At 44.4% G+C, this 18,843-nt stretch carries 15 protein-coding genes; 8 read left to right on the forward strand and 7 right to left on the reverse strand.

The genetic code is table 11. The features are described 5' to 3' along the window. Positions 1-94: 94 nt before the first annotated feature. The 5 genes from OJ16_RS19650 (at position 95) to OJ16_RS18660 (ending at position 5,481) form a co-directional block, all read left to right on the forward strand. Positions 95-1,393: a carbohydrate porin gene (locus OJ16_RS19650; RefSeq protein ID WP_052810350.1), complete on the forward strand. Its 1,299-nt coding sequence runs from the start codon at positions 95-97 to the stop codon at positions 1,391-1,393. Between the two features lie 130 nt (positions 1,394-1,523). Continuing rightward, entirely contained in the window at positions 1,524-2,690 is a 1,167-nt protein-coding gene (locus tag OJ16_RS18645; RefSeq protein ID WP_160289875.1) for a glycoside hydrolase family 26 protein, read from the forward strand. A gap of 68 nt (positions 2,691-2,758) precedes the next feature. Next, entirely contained in the window at positions 2,759-4,366 is a 1,608-nt protein-coding gene (locus OJ16_RS18650; protein WP_040992880.1) for a cellulase family glycosylhydrolase, read from the forward strand. 32 nt (positions 4,367-4,398) lie between these two features. After that, the gene (locus tag OJ16_RS18655; protein WP_040992882.1) at positions 4,399-4,749 is read left to right on the forward strand and encodes a hypothetical protein; all 351 of its coding nucleotides are present in this window, start codon (positions 4,399-4,401) and stop codon (positions 4,747-4,749) included. A 495-nt stretch (positions 4,750-5,244) separates the two neighbouring features. After that, complete coding sequence (locus OJ16_RS18660; protein ID WP_040992884.1) at positions 5,245-5,481, forward strand: hypothetical protein; 237 nt, start codon at positions 5,245-5,247, stop codon at positions 5,479-5,481. Between the two features lie 542 nt (positions 5,482-6,023). Here the strand turns inward: OJ16_RS18660 and OJ16_RS18665 are convergent. The 7 genes from OJ16_RS18665 to OJ16_RS18695 all read right to left on the reverse strand — a co-directional run bounded on the left by OJ16_RS18665 (position 6,024) and on the right by OJ16_RS18695 (position 13,395). Next, positions 6,024-6,239, reverse strand: a complete 216-nt coding sequence (locus tag OJ16_RS18665; protein WP_040992886.1) for a helix-turn-helix domain-containing protein — start codon at positions 6,237-6,239, stop codon at positions 6,024-6,026. Between the two features lie 234 nt (positions 6,240-6,473). Continuing rightward, the gene (locus OJ16_RS18670) at positions 6,474-7,469 is read right to left on the reverse strand and encodes a LacI family DNA-binding transcriptional regulator (RefSeq protein WP_040992888.1); all 996 of its coding nucleotides are present in this window, start codon (positions 7,467-7,469) and stop codon (positions 6,474-6,476) included. Between the two features lie 58 nt (positions 7,470-7,527). Continuing rightward, complete coding sequence (locus tag OJ16_RS18675; protein WP_040992889.1) at positions 7,528-8,607, reverse strand: ABC transporter ATP-binding protein; 1,080 nt, start codon at positions 8,605-8,607, stop codon at positions 7,528-7,530. Positions 8,608-8,616: 9 nt separating this feature from the next. Further along, positions 8,617-10,101, reverse strand: a complete 1,485-nt coding sequence (locus tag OJ16_RS18680) for a glycoside hydrolase family 32 protein (protein ID WP_052810352.1) — start codon at positions 10,099-10,101, stop codon at positions 8,617-8,619. 16 nt (positions 10,102-10,117) lie between these two features. Next, the gene (locus OJ16_RS18685) at positions 10,118-11,011 is read right to left on the reverse strand and encodes a carbohydrate ABC transporter permease (RefSeq protein WP_052810353.1); all 894 of its coding nucleotides are present in this window, start codon (positions 11,009-11,011) and stop codon (positions 10,118-10,120) included. Beyond that, positions 11,011-12,132 carry a carbohydrate ABC transporter permease gene (locus OJ16_RS18690; RefSeq protein WP_040992891.1) on the reverse strand — a complete coding sequence of 374 codons (1,122 nt, stop codon included), beginning with the start codon at positions 12,130-12,132 and terminating at the stop codon, positions 11,011-11,013. The genes OJ16_RS18685 and OJ16_RS18690 overlap by 1 nt, the downstream gene beginning before the upstream one ends. Before the next feature lie 12 nt (positions 12,133-12,144). After that, positions 12,145-13,395: an extracellular solute-binding protein gene (locus OJ16_RS18695; RefSeq protein ID WP_040992894.1), complete on the reverse strand. Its 1,251-nt coding sequence runs from the start codon at positions 13,393-13,395 to the stop codon at positions 12,145-12,147. A 275-nt stretch (positions 13,396-13,670) separates the two neighbouring features. On the opposite strand from OJ16_RS18695, the gene OJ16_RS18700 reads away from it, so the two are divergent. Genes OJ16_RS18700 through OJ16_RS18710 form a run of 3 tightly spaced genes read left to right on the forward strand, consistent with a single transcriptional unit; the run spans position 13,671 to position 18,842 of the window. Next, positions 13,671-16,505: a GH32 C-terminal domain-containing protein gene (locus OJ16_RS18700; RefSeq protein WP_052810355.1), complete on the forward strand. Its 2,835-nt coding sequence runs from the start codon at positions 13,671-13,673 to the stop codon at positions 16,503-16,505. A gap of 17 nt (positions 16,506-16,522) precedes the next feature. Continuing rightward, on the forward strand, positions 16,523-17,626 hold the full coding sequence (locus OJ16_RS18705) for an OmpG porin family protein (protein WP_040992896.1): 1,104 nt from the start codon (positions 16,523-16,525) through the stop codon (positions 17,624-17,626). A gap of 10 nt (positions 17,627-17,636) precedes the next feature. Further along, positions 17,637-18,842 carry a hypothetical protein gene (locus OJ16_RS18710; protein ID WP_040992898.1) on the forward strand — a complete coding sequence of 402 codons (1,206 nt, stop codon included), beginning with the start codon at positions 17,637-17,639 and terminating at the stop codon, positions 18,840-18,842. The last annotated feature ends 1 nt before the right edge of the window (position 18,843 follow it).

An 18,843-nucleotide genomic window follows, 5' to 3' on the forward strand; every position in this document is an offset into this window, starting at 1 on the left:
GCTTAACTTCTGTATGATTAAAATCATACTTTCAAGTCGACTTGTTTATACGGTATTTGTTTCTATAAATAAATATAAGGTTAAGTAGAAATTTATGAAAATCAAACGTACTTTTTTAGCCCTTGCTATTATGGCTACTCCTGCAGTGGCACAAGTCGAAATATCTGAGCTAGAGTTTAATGGTTATATTAAATCTGGAACATTATGGGGAAATGGCACTAGTGGTGTAGATAGCATCCGCTTGACTGATATGGGACGTTTCCGCCTAGGTAATGAAAACGAAACAAAAGTTGATCTTAATCCAAGTATTCTCTTTGAACATGAAGATGGTGCTTGGGCAAAAGCTGCAACACGCTTCCAAAGTGAAACTAGAAATACATCAGACTGGGCCGCAGATAGCTCTGGTTTTGTTGTTCGAGAAGCGTATGTGGAAATGGGGGGCATTCCAGCATTGTCGGATTCAGTGACTTTCTGGGCTGGTAAACGTTACATGAAAAACCGAGGGTCTAATATTCTTGATTGGGATTACCACCAAGCAAATGGTACTGGTGGTGGAGTCTGGGGTATACCTTTATTTGAAAACGTAAAGTTTGATATCGATGTTGCATCCTGGGGGCGTGACGGTGGTATCAGCAATGGCGGAATGATTGAAGGCGAGGGCTATAACGATACTTTTATCGTAAAGCCCCGGTTTGATATAGATTTAGGTGATGGTAAAGGTGATATTTATGCAGAGTTTTTCTCACTTTCTCGTGATAATTCGGACACGAGCGAGAGTTCTGCTGATAAAGGCTTTGCAACAACCTTAGGTTGGGTTAGATGGGGAGATTTCTTTGGCTTTGGTGACAATGGCTATGGCGAAGTTACATTGCAATATGGTAGTGGCTTAAGTGCGGGTTCGAGCCTCTCTAAGTTTGCGTGGGGTGAGTGGAACTATAAAGACCATACATCGATGCGTGTAATGGCCACAGGTTTGATGGAAACTGAAAGCTGGTCATTTATGCCAGTATTTGTTTTCCATCAAGATGATGATTACCTCAGTGAGGGTGGCGAACGTAAGTGGATTGCTGCTGGTGTACGCCCTGTGTACAAAGTCAATCAGTACTTCTCGATACAGACAGAGTACGGTTATGAATATCTAGATGAAGACTCAAGTGCCAACGCTGATACAAAAGGTAGTCTCCATAAATTTACTGTTGCACCAACTTTGCATCTCGAGTCTGGCTATTGGATTCGTCCACAATTACGTTTATTTGCAACATATGCAACATGGGATGATGAATTGGTCGACGTTAATGGTAAATATGGAGGTAATTCAGGACCTGGCGGTGCTTCATTTTCTGGTGAGAAAAATGCTTTCACATTTGGCGTTCAAGCAGAAGTTTGGTTTTAAATAAACCCCAAACAACCTAATAATAATCTATAGCTATTTTTGATTGATTTTTTGATATGGCTTTATTGCCAGGGATAAGTGCAAACTAAATTTGATGTTAAATAGCTATTTAAATAACAACGGTACTAATATGAAGTTAAAAAAACTTGCTGTGACACTACTTGGTTTTATTCCATTATCAGCTTTCGCGGCTGGTGGATTAATCAATGAAAATGCGACTACTGAAACTAAAGCTCTATATGAAAATCTTGCAAACCTTGGCGATAAGGTGTTATTTGGCCACGAAGACTCTTTAGCCTACGGTGCTAAATGGTGGGGTTACGCAGAAGGAGGCGCGCTTGAATCTGATATCAAACAAGTCACCGGCAGTTTCCCAGCCGTGTTTGGTGCGGATATGGGGGGTATTGGTTTAGGTAACGAAAAGAACTTAGATGGTGTGAAATTCTCTGATTACGCACACTACATTAAAGAAACATTCGAAATGGGCGGTGTGAATACTGTTTCATGGCACATGTACAGCCCAATTGATGAGCATCACTCATGGGCAAAAACCTCCTATGTACGTGAATTGATCCCTGGAGGTAACCATAACGACAAGCTTAAGACGTACTTGGACTCATACATTGCCTTCAACGAAACTCTTAAAGTCGACGTAGATGGCAAAGAGGTTTGGATCCCTATTATCTTTCGCCCATGGCACGAACACAACGGAGACTGGTTCTGGTGGGGTAAAGGCCACACAACAGAAGCTGACTACATCGCACTATGGAAATTCACGGTTGACTACCTGAATGAGAAAGGTCAAAACAACCTGATTTACGCATTCTCACCGGACCGTTCACGCCTAGACATGAGTGATTTCGACAACTCTTACAAGTATGGCTACGCCGGTGATGCTTATGTCGACATCATTGGTTACGACAACTATTGGGACTTAGGTCATCCATCGAACACCCAGTCTGTTGCCGAACAGCAAGCTCTGTTTGTTGAAGGTCTTGAGAAGTTAACTGACCTTGCTGACAAGAAAGGTAAAGTGTCTGCGCTATCTGAGGGGGGGCAAGAGGGCGTACGTGAAGACAACTTCTGGACTGAGAGATTTGCTGCTGGTATCTGGGCGAATGAAAAGACCTCACGTATCTCCTACGCATTAGTTTGGCGTAACAACAACGAAGAGAACGGTAAGAAAGGCCATTACTATGGTGCTTATCCTCAAGAGAAGAACGCCGCAAACTTCGTAGAGTTTTATAATAATAAAAAATCTCTATTTATCAATAATATACCAGAGATGTACAAGTAATTGTGAATACATAGCTCTTTGGTAACAAAGAGCTATGTCCTTTTTTATGATTTTTGAACGGATATGATATGAGACCAATCACTCTAGTTACACTTACTTCATTAGCGCTGATATCAGCCATTGCAATGGCTGACATTGCGCCTAAACCATATCAATCTTTTGATGCGCCGACAGGGCAAGGTACATCAAAACCTTATCTGACTTATCAAGGTAAAGATGTTTATTTAAACGCAGTCAATATCGCTTGGATCGATTATGCGCGTGATTTCGGTAACGGCTTGAATGAAGCGCGTACCATTGAGATCTTTGATGAAATCGTTAAGAACGGTGGTAATTCGGTCCGTTGGTGGATTCACGTGAACGGCACACAAACACCACTTTGGGATGGGGGTAAAATCGCTTCTGCTGACAAGCAAAAGCAAACTTTTGATGACATTGAACGCGCTTTGGATCTAGCGGCAGAGCGTGGTTTATACATTATGCCGACGTTATGGTCGTTCGATATGCTGTCATTGAACCAACACGGTGTGAATGATGTAGCTGGCAACAATTTCAATTTTTTAACGGATGATGCCGTTCGTCAAAGCTATATTGATAATTTCCTAAACCCTTTGCTCGATCGCGTTGCTGGCCATCCTGCACTGATTGCTATCGATCTATTCAACGAGCCAGAAAATATGACGGAAGGCTGGTTTGTTGAGCGAGAAAACCTAAAAGGTCAATATCAAGTCACTTATGAAGATATTCATAGAACGACAGCAGTTCTAAGTGCTGCCGTACATAAAAAATCTAAACAGCTTGATAAGCAAGTCATGACTACAACGGGCTCTAAGTCTTTAGTTATGTTCATGGTTGATGGTTACGGTGGTACTAACTACTACTCAGATGAACGTATGATTGCTTACGGCGGCGAAGATGCACCGCTTGATTTTTATTCTCCGCATTATTACGACGATATGGATAAGAAAGGCACTTGGTCGCCTTTCTACCATAACGCTAAGTTCTGGAATTTGGATAAACCCATCGTGATGGGCGAATTCTATGTCGATCCTTATGGTTATAAACCGGCAGATTTCAACTATTTTGATAATGCGGTTGGGCAGCAAAACCTATGCCCACGATTGGTTAACAACGGTTATGCCGGCGGTATGGCATGGCAGATTTTCGACTACTCAGATAAGTCACTGCATTGTATCAACAAGGCAGCAAAAGCCATGGGTAAAAACGTGGTTGAGTTTGTTTATCCGGGAATGGCATTCCTTGATGGTATGAAGTTAAGTTCGGATTTTGGTAAGTCAAAATACCTAAACCGTATCGAGGGTGACGAGCAAGTTACTCTGAAAATTGATGAGCCTGCGGGTGAGAAAAAGGTTTACTTAAAGCTACCGGTAGACAAAGCCGAAGGTGCGAACAAAGTGTCGTTTAAAGTGATGTTACCACAAGGTGCCCGTGACTCAAAAATCACCGGCGGTAAGTTCTATATGAAAGATGCCAAATGGCAGTGGAACGACGCTAAGTGGACCAATATCAAACCTAATAAATGGAAAACGGTCACTTGGAAATTAACGTCACCATTGACAGACATTAAAGAGTTGGGTTTCCAATTCTACGGCAAACCAAACGGTGGTGAATTCAAAGGTGAATTTATTATCGACGATATTAAATTCATTAAGTAAGGGATGTAATATTTAAACTATCTCTTCTTGCTATGAGTACCGCATTGGTACTGGGCCGTGATTCTGGCTACTACGGTGATGGTTCTGTTGACCCAAGCAACCAACCTCGCGAAATACAAGCCGGGCAGGGGGCTTCTACTAATTTCCGAATGGTTGATGGTGCAGGTTTTTATGTTAACGGCCTTGATGAAACCAAAGCTGGTGAATTAATGCAACGGGTAGTTGATGCTGGCGGTAATACAGTTCGCTGGTGGGCTCACACCAATCTTACTAAAACCCTTGCATGGGACGGAGGTCTAGTTTCCTGTGGAGCGTCGCAAGCCAATATCATTGCCGGCATGAAATCAGCCTTGTTATTGCTGAAGATGTCGGCGTTAAGGTGATGCTTTCGCTCTGGTCATTTGATATGCCCCGTAGCGATCAAAGTGGTGTTTCAGAAGTTGATAGGAACAACCATGCGTTATTGAGTGACGCAATTGCACGTCAAAGTTATATCGATAATTTCTTAACACCGCTTGTCACAACGATTAAAGATGCACGTGCACTATTAGGGATAGGGAGACCTTTTATGAGCCAGAGAGCTTGCTTGAGTCTTGGGCTAATCCAGCATTTGAAGTGTCGATGGATGAGATCTACACCACAACAGCTGTGTTATCAGTTGCGATTAGAGGTTATGCTGATCTCCTGCCCTAAATCATAGCGTCTATACTTTAATGATACTGGCGTACGTACGGAACCGTAAACTGCTATTCCGACAGCGTCAACAATAAAAAACTAAATGTATAGATTAATAATTAAATGCAAATGGTAATTAATTTTAAATATCATATTGATATGTGTGCAAATCCCTCCTAGTTTTATTATAAAAAGGAGGGCGTATGAAGTTATTATTAATAGTTGCCATTTCATTTGTATCTACAGTGTCTATGGCTTCATCAAATAAATGTGATGGGTTAAGCGATTTTACTTATGCTGAATTAAATGAAATAATACCGAGCGGAAAGCTTAACTACCAATGTGGCATGTTTTATTTAGTTAAATTTGAACATGTTAATAGAATTGAAGTCTATGACTTATCCCAAATGCCAAACTTAACTTATAGGGTATATCCATAAAAATAATCCCTATGATGGTAACTCTTGTTACTTAAGGTGTTTAGAACGAACTGGATAATGGCTTCTACTGATACTAACGGTTCTTGATTTGGGCCGTTTTTTCTTTTCTGGAGCTATGTAACGTTTCACTATTTCTCTCATTGCACTTAGTTTTTCGGGATTGAACCCAGTGTCGCTATCGCGCACGGCATGAGTTCATCTCGAATATCTTGATGAGCCATCGCAAAGCTGATCCGGAATGGACTTACTTGTGCTTCTTTCGCAATACGATTTATTTCTAGCCGAATAAGATTATAGGCTATGAGCACTCTCATATCGCCTATTTAACCCCTTCAACTATATGAAGTAACTCATCTTCAAGCATGTCATGCTTTATCTAGCCATAGTTGTTTTCTATTTCCCTGTGCTCAAAATAGACAGAAAGTAAAGATTGGCTGTCAGTTAGAGAGCTTGTAACAATGTTTCAGATACCCAGTTTGTAACGCTATTTACGTTAAATTCACTTGGTATGGTCCCAAATTATCAGCTCAATATTAGAAATGCTAATCCGCTTCTGATTCCACTTGAACTTCCAACAACTCTCCGACAGTACATTCAAGATACAGGCATATTTTTTCTAACGTTTCAAAATCGATGCGATGATTTGTCTCGTGAAATAAACGATTAACGGTACTGCGGTTAACGCCAGTCTCTCTCACCACGTCAGCTATTTTTAATTTTTTAGCACCGAGTAATTTCGATAAGTGACACTTTATCATGTCTTAAAACACTCAAATGTTTCTCTATCGACATATAATGGTGTTTGTTGAGTGCGACAGAATTGTTTGGTGGCCACATGAGCTAGCGGTGGTCGCTAGCTCATTATTAGACAAAAGTGTTTTAGCGCACCTACTAAATTTGCAAAATTTGACAATGGTACTGCCTAAAAACACCCGCTTCCGTAAAGGCTCTGGAAGCGGGCGTTAATACTTTAACCAAAAAACGTGAACAGTCTAAAAAGACTCTCTACCAACGAAAGTGCATGGCAACTTTACCTGATCTGTGTGTGTCTGTTCTTCCAACAAATACTCAAGCCCCCATTTACCCATATCAAGGTGAGGAAGCGCCATTGTAGATAAGCCTGGCTTTAATGTCTGCGGAATGGGGTTCATATTATCGAAACTACCCAAAGCTATGTCTTTGCCCACTTCGATGCCAAGGGTCGATAGGTAGAAATAGACTTCCATCGCAAGCTGGTCCTTACCGCAGATGATGGCATCCGGCGGCTCTGGTAGTGCAAGCAGCTCGCTTACCACACTTTCGGTGATAGATCTCTCCTCACCATTCTCTTCAATAACAGCGTTACGAGCGTAAGCATCATCGACCTGAAAGCCAGCTGCATAATGTGCATCAAAATAACCACGCTGACGTTCAGAGGCGGCGATAATTCGTCGGTTAAGGTTAAGCAGTGCGATCCGCTTATAGCCTTTATCAATCATTCGGTTGGTCAAGTCATACGCTGCCATGTAGTCATCAGGCACTACACTGGCTAAACGTTGTGTTGGACTAAAACAGTTCACCAATACCGTTGGTAGGTTGTGTAAATCCTTGGGCAGGTTAACAGGCTTGTGATACATACTGGCGTAGATCACACCCTCGGCACGAAACTGCAACAGTTGTTCAATCGCTTTTTCTACTGAGTCATCATCTGACTTGATGTTCAATACCATTAAGAGCTTACCATGTTGCCATGCAAGCTCTTGTGCGCCTTTGATGATTTCGATCGCTGCTGGTGTGGTTGATACTTGATCCGCAATAAAACCAATAACACCAGACTTAGCATTCCGCATCATACGGGCCGCGCCGTTTGGTCGGTAACCAAGCTCGGCGATTGCCTTTTCGACTTTTTGTCTCGTTTCAGCTTTAACGTTTTGCTCGTTGTTAATCACCCGAGAAACGGTTTTAAAGGAGGTGCCTGCGCGAGCAGCCACTTGTTTGATGGTGACCATAATTCCCTTATTCTTCGATGAAACAACGGCATAAAAACCGCTATGCCGTTGTTTGAATTTATTTTACAGATTTACCACTTTCATCAAAGAGGTGAACGTTATTAATGTCGGCAAATACCGAAATTGGCGTCAGATCGTCATTATGATACACACCTTCTAGCTCAACGGAAACATTCGCTTCACCGAATTGCGAGTAAAGGAAGCTGTGACCTCCTAGATTTTCAACCACTTGTGGCTCTAGAGTCAGTTTAAACCCTTCCCCTTCACCAACTTGCAGATGCTCAGGGCGAATACCTACAGTAACCATATCGCCTTCCTTAACACCGCTGTTGATACGAGGAAGGGTTACACGGGTATTTCCTTCTAGATCGACAGTGATTTCTGCTGGTGTTTGTACAGCTACTCGGCCTTTGATGAAGTTCATCTTTGGTGAGCCGATAAAGCCTGCCACAAACATGTTGTCTGGGTTTTTGTATAGATCTAGTGGCGTACCGATCTGCTCAACTCGACCCGCGTTAAGCACCACTATCTTGTCTGCTAACGTCATCGCTTCAACCTGATCGTGAGTAACGTAGATCATAGTCGATTTCAGCTCTTTGTGTAGGCGAGCGATTTCAATACGCATCTGCACACGAAGCTCTGCATCTAGGTTAGATAGCGGTTCATCAAACAAGAACACCTCTGGGTGACGAACAATTGCACGGCCAATCGCCACACGCTGACGCTGACCGCCAGAAAGCTCGGATGGCTTACGTTCTAGCAGCTTCTCTAGGTGCAGCGACTTAGCCGCTAGCATCACCTTGTGATCCATCTGCTGCTTATCGACCTTAGCTAGTTTCATGCTGAAGGCGATGTTCTCGTACACCGTCATGTGTGGGTAGAGAGCATAGGATTGGAACACCATCGCAATGCTGCGATCCGACGGTTGAAGCTCGTTGACTCGCTCATCACTGATAGCGATCTCACCATCAGTGATAGACTCAAGGCCGGCGACCATACGCAGCAACGTTGATTTACCACAGCCTGATGGGCCAACAAATACGACAAATTCGCCGTCTTTGATGCTAATGTCCACACCGTGGATAGTTTGGGTATCACCAAAGCGTTTGATGACATTTGTTAATTTTACACTTCCCATGATGTTTCCTTATGCTGCTTTGATAATTGGGTTGACAGCTGATTGTGCGCAAAAATTCAGACTCGCTAGCTTAACGGTACCTTTGATGCAGGTTAGCTCATAGCCTGAGACGTATGAGTCAAACGACAGGTCTGTCACGCAGAACTCACCTTGTTGTAGCAGCAGTTCACTTGAGCAACGGTCAATAAGTGCAACTAGGTTTAGTTCATCGTTTTTTGGCAGCTCTAGCGTCACATTTGATGCGAAAGTCTTCTGATAGTTCTCTTCACCTTCATCAGCAATCACACGTTTAGTCGTCAGGAGGTAGCCTGTTTCCGAGCGGCACACGATGTAGACTAGGCTTTCATTGCCAAATGGCGCGATCTTCAGCTCAGAGCCAGTTTCAAGTGTAAAGGTAGCATTCACCACGCCCGCTTGGTACGAATCGCTTAGCTTGAGGAACTGCCCTTGATTAAGGCTAGTGCCTGATGAAGGATGAGTTTGTGTCTCTAATCCCCACTCTTTCGGGAACTCTGAAAGTAGACGTAGGCCTGAGTCCATTTTGCATAACTTCATGCTACGAGGTGCGCTCATTGCGCTACGCCAGTTACGAGTTGGCACTTCGTTGGCGTACTGCCAGTTGCTCATCCAAGCGATAGCCACACGGCTGCCGTCTGCTACGTCAGACCAAGTCTGAGCTGCATAGTAATCACGACCATAATCAAGCCAAAGAACGGTTTCTGGTTCATGGTGGTTAACAAAGCTCTCACCATCAAACTGACCGATAAAATATTGAGTGCCTGAGCCACCAGCAAAGCTACCGCCTTGAACGCCAACAATAAGTACCCAGTAAGTCTCATAACTGCCTTCTAATTGGATTGGGAACAGATCTGGACACTCCCACGGCAGGGTGTCGTGTGCCCCCTCCTCATGACCAAAGGTCGAACTCTTTTCCCAGGATTTTAGGTCCGCTGAGCGGTAGAAACCGATTTCTTGGCCTTCAGTGATAACCATGATCCAGTGCTGAGACTCATCATGCCAGATCACCTTCGGGTCCCGGAAATCTTTCAATCCCGGGTTGGCAAGGATTGGGTTTTGCTCAAACTTCTCCCAGCTAAACCCACCATCACGGCTGTAGGCAAGGCTTTGCATCTGCACGCCATCGGTACCATTAGAAGGTGCAATACATGCGGTGTAGAATGCCATGACACCTGGCTGTTCAGCATCGTTAAACAGGCCGCTTGAGTTTTTCCAATCAATCACAGCGCTACCAGAGAAACACATACCTGTCTCATCAGGAACTAGGCCCGGAGGCAGGTGTTCCCAATTGAGCAAGTTAGAGCTTACTGCGTGCCCCCAGTGCATTGGCCCCCACTTATTGCCGTAAGGATAGTACTGATAGAAGAGGTGGTACTCACCATTGATGTATACCAGACCATTTGGGTCATTCATCCAACCGAACGGTGGTGTAAAGTGCATCGTCGGTCGAAAGATATCTGTTGCTAGTTGTTGCATCTCATAAACTCCAAAATTAACCTTTAATACCAGCGCCTGCCAAACTCTGAACAAAGCGGCGTTGGAAAATTAAGAAAACTGCTAAAACAGGAAGTGTGATCAGGGTGGCGTAAGCCATCACTTCGCCCCAAGAGGTAGCGTTACCAAAGAACTGCTGTATACCAAGCATGACAGGACGCACGTCTTCACTCTGGGTTACCATCACCGGCCACAGGTAAGCGTTCCAGTTGCCAAGGAACTGTAAGATGGCAACGGTGGCGAATACCGGGCCACTCATCGGCACAATAATGCGCCAGTAAATTTGAAACGGTTTAGCACCGTCAATCGCTGCTGCTTCATCAAAGTCTTTAGGGATATCCTTAAAGAACTGGTAAAACAGGAAGATAGAAAATGCGTTGGCAAGGCCAGGGATGATCTGAACATGCAGGCTGTTGAGCCACGAACTCGTGATTTCTAACGCACCGTTTTCGATTCCAATCCATGGCAATTTTGCAACTAAGCTCAGCAGTGGAATCATGATCGCTTCACCTGGGATAATCAGCAGCGAAATAATCGCACTTAATACTAATTTTTTGCCTTTCCACTCAAGGCGTGCAAGGGAAAACGCAGCCATTGAGTTGATGATTAAGCCCACCGCAACACTGGTACCAGTGATAATGATCGAGTTCATAAAGAACTTACCGATACGGCTTTTATCAAATATGGCTAGATAATTATCAAATGAGATGTCCCCAACGGGCAGTACTGCGTTAACAGAGTACAAGTCGGTAAATATCTGATTCTCTGGTTTAAATGATGAAGAAATCATAAACAGCAGTGGGAACACAAAGATGTAAGCAAGTATGCACATCACCACGTAGGTGAGCATTTTCTTGTAGCCCGCTTTAGGGTCGACAGATTGACTCATCATTATTTCGCATCCTTCTTGTCGAAGATTCGTTTTTGGAACATGGCGATCGAGAGAATAATCACAAAGTAGATAACACTGATAGTGGAACCGTAAGCAGTATCCATCTCTCTAAAGCCTTTTTGAACAAGGTGGTACATCACGGTTGTGGTTGAATCTTGTGGACCACCATTTGTCATCACATCCACTTGGGTGAATAGACCGAATGCAGCAATCGTGGTCGAGATAACAATGAACACCATGGTGTTCTTTAACCCCGGAATCGTAATGTATCGGAATTTCTGCCATGCATTTGCACCGTCGATGCTCGCAGCTTCATACAGATCTTTCGGAATACCTTGCAGGCCTGCTAAGAAGATCAGCATTTGCACACCAGCGCCTTGCCATGACGACATAATGACAACCGATGGCATTGCCCAATTTTTATCCCCTAGCCAATCAATTGGGCCGATAGCACCGAAGGTCAGAATACGTAGGTATTCATTAATCAAGCCCGCATCTTTGTGATAAAGGAATATCCAAACAATCGATACCACCACCATCGAAGTGACTACGGGAGCGAAGTAAACAGTTCGAAAGAAGTTAGTTCCCTTTAAGCCTTGGTTAACTAATAACGCTAGACCTAGTGCTGTACCACCTTGTAGTGGAACGACCATCAACGCAAATAGAAGGGTATTCCAGAGCGATTTGTAGAAGATCGGATCCTTCGCCAAAATCATCAGCTTGCTGTCATCGGCTTTGGTGAAACTGATGAGTTCGTAATAGCCTTTTAGCTCTGGGTGCAGTGTACGAATCAGAGTGCGTAAACGTGGATACTCCACTTCACCTTTGCGATTGAGTTTAGATTCTCCATTTTCATTACGGTTAGGTCCAACGATTAGATAGTTAACGCTTAATAGGCGTTCATAGTTACTAAGCCCGACCATTTCGGTTGGGTTTGGTGACATCATGCGTTGGTTTGTGAAAGTCATGGTGATTGCCATCACGAATGGCACCACAATAAACATGATAAGACCAAAGAAGGCTGGGGCTCCCATCATCCAACCATAACGTTTTTGCTGCGCTTCATAGCTGTATTTTTTAGCTGATGAAGTTTTAGGAGCGGATATTGTCACTGTACTCATATTCTTTCTTTATTACAGTTTGAAACCGTAACCCTTGTTTGCTTCAATATTCAGTTCGATAGTGTCAACCGCCATGTCGAGGGCATCCAGTGGATCTTTGCCATCGATGATGTCGCGCATCGCTTTGTCGAAAGAGGTAGAAATGACAGGGTAGCCAGGCGTTGCTGGGCGAGTTTGGCCGTACAGGCTTGCGAATACATAGAACATATTCCACTGACCTGCTTCTTTGTATAGCTTCGAAAGCTTTGCAGCTTCAGGTTTCGTCGGTACTAGGCTAGTTTGATCAACAAACTGAGCGATTTCTTCTGGCTGCATGATGAAAGAGATAAATTCAGCTGCGCCTTCTGGATGCGGACAGGCTTTAGTTACAGACCATTGCCAAGAACCACCACTAATAACTGGCCCGTTACCGAGATCAGGTGGTGGAAGAATGGCTAAATCCTCCCCGAAAGCGTCGAAATAATTTTCGGCTGACCAGCTACCTGTGTAATGCATTGCTACCCGGCCTGAGACAAAGCCTTTGTCATTTGCAGGCTTCTTATCAATGTAATTGTTATCAACAAGATTCTTAAACCATTTGGCAAACGCGATTGAATCATCACCGTTCAACACCTCATCTGCGTAAACATAGTTATCACGGTCAATAAGGTCTCCTCCAAAGCTTTGCAGCATTGGCCCCCAGCCGTAGCTCGGCCACTCTCCGCCCCATGCCGCGTTTAGGTCGAGTGGGTAATTAAAGTCACCGGATGTCTTAAGTTTTGCGAGTGCATCGGCAAACTCCTTTTCATTCCATGGCTTGTCGACTGTTGGAACGCGAATGGCGTGTTTCTCTAACGTTGAGTAACGAGAGAACATCACCAATGCGACGTCGAACTGACCAAGTGAGTACAGTTGACCTTTGTAAGTGCCTTTACCTCCTGCTAGTACGGTGTCGTAATCCTTTTTGTCCAGTAATTTGTCAAGTGGCTGAATAAAGCCAGACCATGCAAAGTTTGGCACTGTAGGCTGATCTATTGTCATGGCGCATGGCAGTTGGTTTGCCATCGCTGCCGCTGTAATTGATTCGTTGTAAGCGCCTTCTGGAATAGACTCTACAACCACATTCCATTGGCCCTGTGATTGGTTGAAGCGCTCGACCATTGCTGCGCTGGCTTGCATTTCAATGTCACCGGTTTGATGGCGCCAAATCTTTAATTCAGTAGGAGCCGCCAGTGAAGATGCAGAGAGTATCGAGAGTGAGACTGCTAGGGTTGCTTGTTTCATTTTTATGTATCTACCTAAGACAATGTTGTCATTTTTATCGTTGAGTAATTCTAGACCTGTGAATTTGATGTTTGTAGTGTTTTTTAGTCAGTTAAGTCTTGTTAAGTCCATTTTTGATTGCTAGATCAAATAAAATAACGTCATTTATCTCTCTTGGATGATAATTGTCACATTTCAAAGTCTCACCAATTGAAATGACAATGTTGTCATAAACAATGCATATAAATCACCGCACAAGTGATACCACTCTCTAATAACATTAAGTATGTGAAACTATGAACGCTATCTATAAACTTACAACTGTCGCAGCCTTATGCTTGGGGACTTTATATCCAGCATATGCAGCACAACCAGACATACTCGCACATTGGACCTTTAACGAAGGCTCTGGCAACACCGCACATGAAGAAATCTCTCACCGTAGGGTTCTTATTCATCACGTGTTTAATCAAGGTCGCTACACACCAAGCCAAGATCCCTATTGGCGTGAAAACGGTGTACATAACGGCGCTTTGCTCTTTGATGGTTACTCAAACTTTATTAAAGCGCCTGGTCTCGACGTCCAATCTTTAGAGTCTGGTTTCACAGTCTCTGCCTGGTTAGCTCCTAATGCTTATGAATGGGGGGATGGTAAAAAACTGTCAGCGGTATTAAGCCAAGCGTCAGACGACGGTCGAAAAGGTTTCACGGTTGGAGTGTATCGGCATGGTACTTGGGGTATCACAATGGGCTTTGGCGATACTAAAGCGGATATTCTTGTTAAAAGTAAACGCCTTCCAAAAGACGTATGGTCACATGTCGCTGTTAGTTATAACGCCGAAAAACACTGCGTCGAACTCTTCCTCAATGGAGAGAAAGTCTCAACAGCTAAGCTTGATGATAATGTGACGTTTGTGGCAGCAGATACCGATTTGCAGTTAGGTCGACACACTCAAGGTTTGAGTATTGCGGGCATATTTAAATTCAATATGTTCAAGGGGTTGATGGACGATGTTGCTGTTTTTGGGGAACCATTACATGAGATGCAAGTCAGCAAAATCTTTGAAATGGCAGGGACACCTCCGCAGTTATCTTACGAAGATGTTCGTATCGATCCCGCAATTTATGCGCAAGATCGACACCGTCCACAATTTCACTTAGGGGCGGTTTCACATTGGATGAATGAGCCTCACGCACCGATTTATTACAATGGTAAGTACCACTTGTTCTATCAGCACAACCCACATGGTCCATTTTGGCATCAAATTCACTGGGGTCACTGGGTAAGCGATGACATGGTTACGTGGAAAAATCTTCCAGTTGCCCTTGCTCCAGAAGCGGACAGTTTAACTCCCGATGGTGTTTGGTCCGGCAGTGCTACTTACGATAAGAATGGCGATCCTGTTCTGTTTTTTACGGCGGGCAATGACAGCAAGAAGCCAAATCAACGCACCGGCCTTGCGTTCCCTGTTGATACGAGTGACCCAGAGCTGAAAGATTGGCAGTACTACAAGAAACCAGTAACGCTTCAAGAAGAAGGCGTGGGTGTGTTTGGTCAATTCCGTGACCCGTTTGTAGTTAAAGATCCAGAGAAGGAGCTTTGGTACCAGCTTGTTACGTCGGGTGTGCCTGGAGAGGGTGGCACAGCATTAGTATACACATCTACCGACCTCGTTAATTGGGAGCACCAAGGCAACCTATTTGAGGCTGACCATGATAAGTATCCATTCTTGGGCACTATCTGGGAACTGCCTGTGTTTATGCCACTTGGTAAAGACGAAAACGGCACCGAAAAATACGTGTTCTTGATTAACCCACACGGTCATGGTGCTCAGGTTGACGTGTTCTACTGGATTGGCGAGTTTGACCGCGAGAACATCAAGTTTATCCCTGACAGTGAAGAGCCAACCCTACTTGATTTTGGTGGTGGTCACTTTACCGGTCCAAGCGGTTTTGTCGATCCGAAAACGGGTAAGGCCACTCTGTTTACCATTGCACAGGGTATGAGAACGCCACAATTTGATTTTGACTCGGGCTGGGCACATGGCGCGGGTATGCCACTTGAGCTAACGCTCGGTGACGACAACACCTTACGTATTGCACCATTACAAGCGTTTGAGAAACTTCGTCAAACTGCAGCAGTGAAACTGACCGATGTGTCGGTAAATCATGTAAACCAAGCGTTGCGATCATTTACTGCTGATATGTACGAGCTAGAGATGGTTATTGATTCGAAAGATGCGGCACGTTTTGGTCTAGAACTCCGCCGCAGCTCAGATGGCGAAGAGAAGACGGTGATGTATTACGACACAAAAGAACAGTCGCTAAACATGGACCGCAGTCAAACATCACTTGATCCAGATGTTCGTTCATTTGGCCTGCAGAAGGGGGTGGTCCCACTTGAGGATGGCAAATTGTCACTTCGCCTATTTGTCGACCGTTCGTTAATTGAAGCATATGTTAACGAGCGCAATAGCTTGACGACACGAGCGTACCCCCTGCGCTCAGACTCAACAGGGATCAAGATGTTTTCTGATGGTGATATTAAGGTCGAAAGCCTCACGATATGGCCCATGGCCGCCGCATCGGGAGAAACTAAACCTGCTTGGTACCCAGACAATTTTGATGCCACTAAAAACTACGAAAGTGGTTTAACCAATCACGATTTCGCGACGTGCGACCTGACAGGTTGGACGGTGTTAGAAGGCGATGCGTTTACGGATGAAGCGGTAACCAAGGAAAACAAATTCTGGGGCAACATCTTCTTTAACCCATCTACCCGTATTCCTGGCGAGTGTCATTTCTTCGGCCACAAAGCCGGAGGTGATGAAAGTACAGGCGTTATGAAAAGCGAAGACTTTATCTTAGGTGGAAATGGTCAAATTAACTTCCTGTTAGCTGGCGGCGAAGACATCGAAAAACTCTACATCACACTGGTGAGAAAGTCAGATGGTAAAGAGCTCATTAAAGCAACCGGCATCGACTATGAAGAGTATCAACGAGTGTTCTGGGATGCATCGGAATATGTCGGTGAGAAGCTTTACCTCAAAGTCGTAGACAATCATACCGGTGGTTGGGGTCACATCAACCTAGATGATATCCATGTACCTATAGCAACGAAATCAAAATAAAAACAGTGGTAAAACAAATGAAAAAACAACTAATTATACCTAGCCTGCTGGCGCTATGTGTCAGTCAGGCGGCTTGGTCGAGTAATCATACCAGCCCGAACGGAGGCGGTAAGACTGGGATACAACCGCATCACCTTTCTATTCTCGAAAACGCTACCTTGCTGGAGGAAAATCAAGAGTACGACGACCTTGAAGTTGAGGTTACTTATCATCAGCCCGCAAGATCAACTATTCACGGCAATTACGCTACTAAGATCGAGACTGAAATTGAATATAACGATGAAGGTGATGCGACCTGGTCAAAAGTAAAGTATGTCCTTGGTGAGGGGACCGTTCGTCCAGAGTCCTGGGGGAATTGGTTCATGTTTTATCATGTGGCTCGCGAAGATTTTTATCAAGGGAAGCCTTATAGCGAGCAGTTTGAGAATGGTGAAATTGGTAACTCGATCATGGAATTGCAGCCTCATTATGTTGAAGGAACAGAGTGGGGTCATTGGGGCATCAACGTAGGCATTACTCATGAGAGCTTGTCTGGCGGTCTGTTTAAACCACGAGTTCGCCCATTTGGTAGCTATAGAATTACCGACAACGTTGAAGTGTTTACTTCATGGATGTTTTTCAAAGAGATGTTCTACAAAGAAGGTAATACTGACAAAAACATCTTAGAAACAGATTCGGCACTGATTTATCACTTTGACGGCGGTAATGTGGCGCTTGGCTACTTTGCTAAATTTGGTCAAAATATCGATGATGATCATTCTCGTATATATGATGATGGCAGCAAACATGAGCAATTTGGAAAGTTTTCTGAGCTGATCTGGAAGCCTCGAGTACATTACCGTTTTGATAATGGGCTAGGTGTAACGCTGTACGGTGAAATTGGTAAATACGAAGATAAAACAACTGAGCTCGCATCAGGGCAAACTTATGACCTTTACGAAGAATGGTTCCGCAAGTATGGGGTATTCATGGATTATCCAATCAATGACAATATCATTCTCTTTGGCGAAGCAAACTACCGTGAAGGACGTGTCAAAGAGACGTACGCCAATACTAATTTTTATGAAACGCGCGACCGTACCCATAACTTTGCGATGATTGGCGTTAACTTCCTGTTCTAAGAGGGGCTCTATGAAACTGACTAAATTTGCATTGGCGCCTCTTGCGGCTGCTGTTCTTCTTGCTGGCTGTGATCAAGAGTGGCCAGATCTTGATAATCCAGGTATTCCTCCTGTGATCCCTGTTGGAGAGCAGGTTGCAAGCTTTGATGACTCCACAGTAACTGGCGACTGTGAGAATACAACTAGCTGCTGGGCGGGTTGGAATGTTATCCAGAGCGCCAATGTTGATGATGATGCATTTTTGTTCGGGACGGCAAAAACACTAGTCAATACACCTACTGGTGGCTGGGAAAGTGCAAAAATTGGTAATTGGGAAGACAAGTACAACGGCACCAGCCTTATCCAAACCATTGGCCAAACCGAAGACCGCATCACAGACGCACTGACGGGCGAGCTAGTTTCCCCGCCAATTCTGATTGAAAACAACTATCTGCAATTGCAAGTGGCAGGTGGTAACTACTCTATCCTAGCAAAAGAGGGTATGACCGGCGTTCTGGTTGAAATACTACCTATTGGCGCTTCAGCGACTTCTCTGCTCTCTGAGCCTGCGGAAGTGATTGGCTGGGCATCGGGTGAGAACTCTAACAACTTCGCATGGAAGGCGTTTGATGTATCTGCGTTTAACGATGGCACTCGCTACGCTCGTATCCGTGTTATCGATGCAAACACTAGTGGTTGGGGACAAACTATCATCGATAACGTCTATCGCTCTGACGAGCTAGTACGAGAAGTCGAAGTTATCGATAAGAAGATGATTGGCAGCTTCGACCTCGCCCCAGTCAGCCACACGGCTCCGGGTTGGACCTCAACCTTCACAGCAAATGTCGTTGGTAATACTGAAGGTAGCCCACAGATGATTGGTCAAGCGGTTAACACCTGCATAGCCGGAGCTTGTGATGCTACCACAGGTACACTGACCAGTGATGCATTCGAGATCGAGCAAGACTTTATCAACTTCGCGATTATCGGAGGGGGGAATGATGGGCAACAAGTGTTTGTAAAGCTCAGCGTAGATTTGGATGGCAATGGCGCATTCACAGAGCAGCGCTCAGAAAGTCCGAATACCTGTGGAGCATGGTCAGAACCTGTATGGGTAAGTTGGCCTGTTTCTGAATTTAAAGGTAAAAAGGCTCAATTTGAGATCATTGATAACGAAACAAACGGCTGCGGATTTATCGCTGTAGATCAAATACATCAATCTGGAGTCACTCAATAAT

The organism is Vibrio renipiscarius (assembly GCF_000827885.1).
Taxonomy (GTDB): Bacteria; Pseudomonadota; Gammaproteobacteria; order Enterobacterales; family Vibrionaceae; genus Vibrio; species Vibrio renipiscarius.

Excerpts from the sequence above, each read along its gene's own strand:
- OJ16_RS19650 (WP_052810350.1), top strand. The coding sequence starts at position 95 with ATGAAAATCAAACGTACTTTTTTAGCCCTTGCTATTATGGCTACTCCT.
- OJ16_RS18645 (WP_160289875.1), top strand. The coding sequence starts at position 1,524 with ATGAAGTTAAAAAAACTTGCTGTGACACTACTTGGTTTTATTCCATTA.
- OJ16_RS18650 (WP_040992880.1), top strand. The coding sequence starts at position 2,759 with ATGAGACCAATCACTCTAGTTACACTTACTTCATTAGCGCTGATATCA.
- OJ16_RS18655 (WP_040992882.1), top strand. The coding sequence starts at position 4,399 with ATGAGTACCGCATTGGTACTGGGCCGTGATTCTGGCTACTACGGTGAT.
- OJ16_RS18660 (WP_040992884.1), top strand. The coding sequence starts at position 5,245 with ATGAAGTTATTATTAATAGTTGCCATTTCATTTGTATCTACAGTGTCT.
- OJ16_RS18665 (WP_040992886.1), bottom strand. The coding sequence starts at position 6,239 with ATGATAAAGTGTCACTTATCGAAATTACTCGGTGCTAAAAAATTAAAA.
- OJ16_RS18670 (WP_040992888.1), bottom strand. The coding sequence starts at position 7,469 with ATGGTCACCATCAAACAAGTGGCTGCTCGCGCAGGCACCTCCTTTAAA.
- OJ16_RS18675 (WP_040992889.1), bottom strand. The coding sequence starts at position 8,607 with ATGGGAAGTGTAAAATTAACAAATGTCATCAAACGCTTTGGTGATACC.
- OJ16_RS18680 (WP_052810352.1), bottom strand. The coding sequence starts at position 10,101 with ATGCAACAACTAGCAACAGATATCTTTCGACCGACGATGCACTTTACA.
- OJ16_RS18685 (WP_052810353.1), bottom strand. The coding sequence starts at position 11,011 with ATGATGAGTCAATCTGTCGACCCTAAAGCGGGCTACAAGAAAATGCTC.
- OJ16_RS18690 (WP_040992891.1), bottom strand. The coding sequence starts at position 12,132 with ATGAGTACAGTGACAATATCCGCTCCTAAAACTTCATCAGCTAAAAAA.
- OJ16_RS18695 (WP_040992894.1), bottom strand. The coding sequence starts at position 13,395 with ATGAAACAAGCAACCCTAGCAGTCTCACTCTCGATACTCTCTGCATCT.
- OJ16_RS18700 (WP_052810355.1), top strand. The coding sequence starts at position 13,671 with ATGAACGCTATCTATAAACTTACAACTGTCGCAGCCTTATGCTTGGGG.
- OJ16_RS18705 (WP_040992896.1), top strand. The coding sequence starts at position 16,523 with ATGAAAAAACAACTAATTATACCTAGCCTGCTGGCGCTATGTGTCAGT.
- OJ16_RS18710 (WP_040992898.1), top strand. The coding sequence starts at position 17,637 with ATGAAACTGACTAAATTTGCATTGGCGCCTCTTGCGGCTGCTGTTCTT.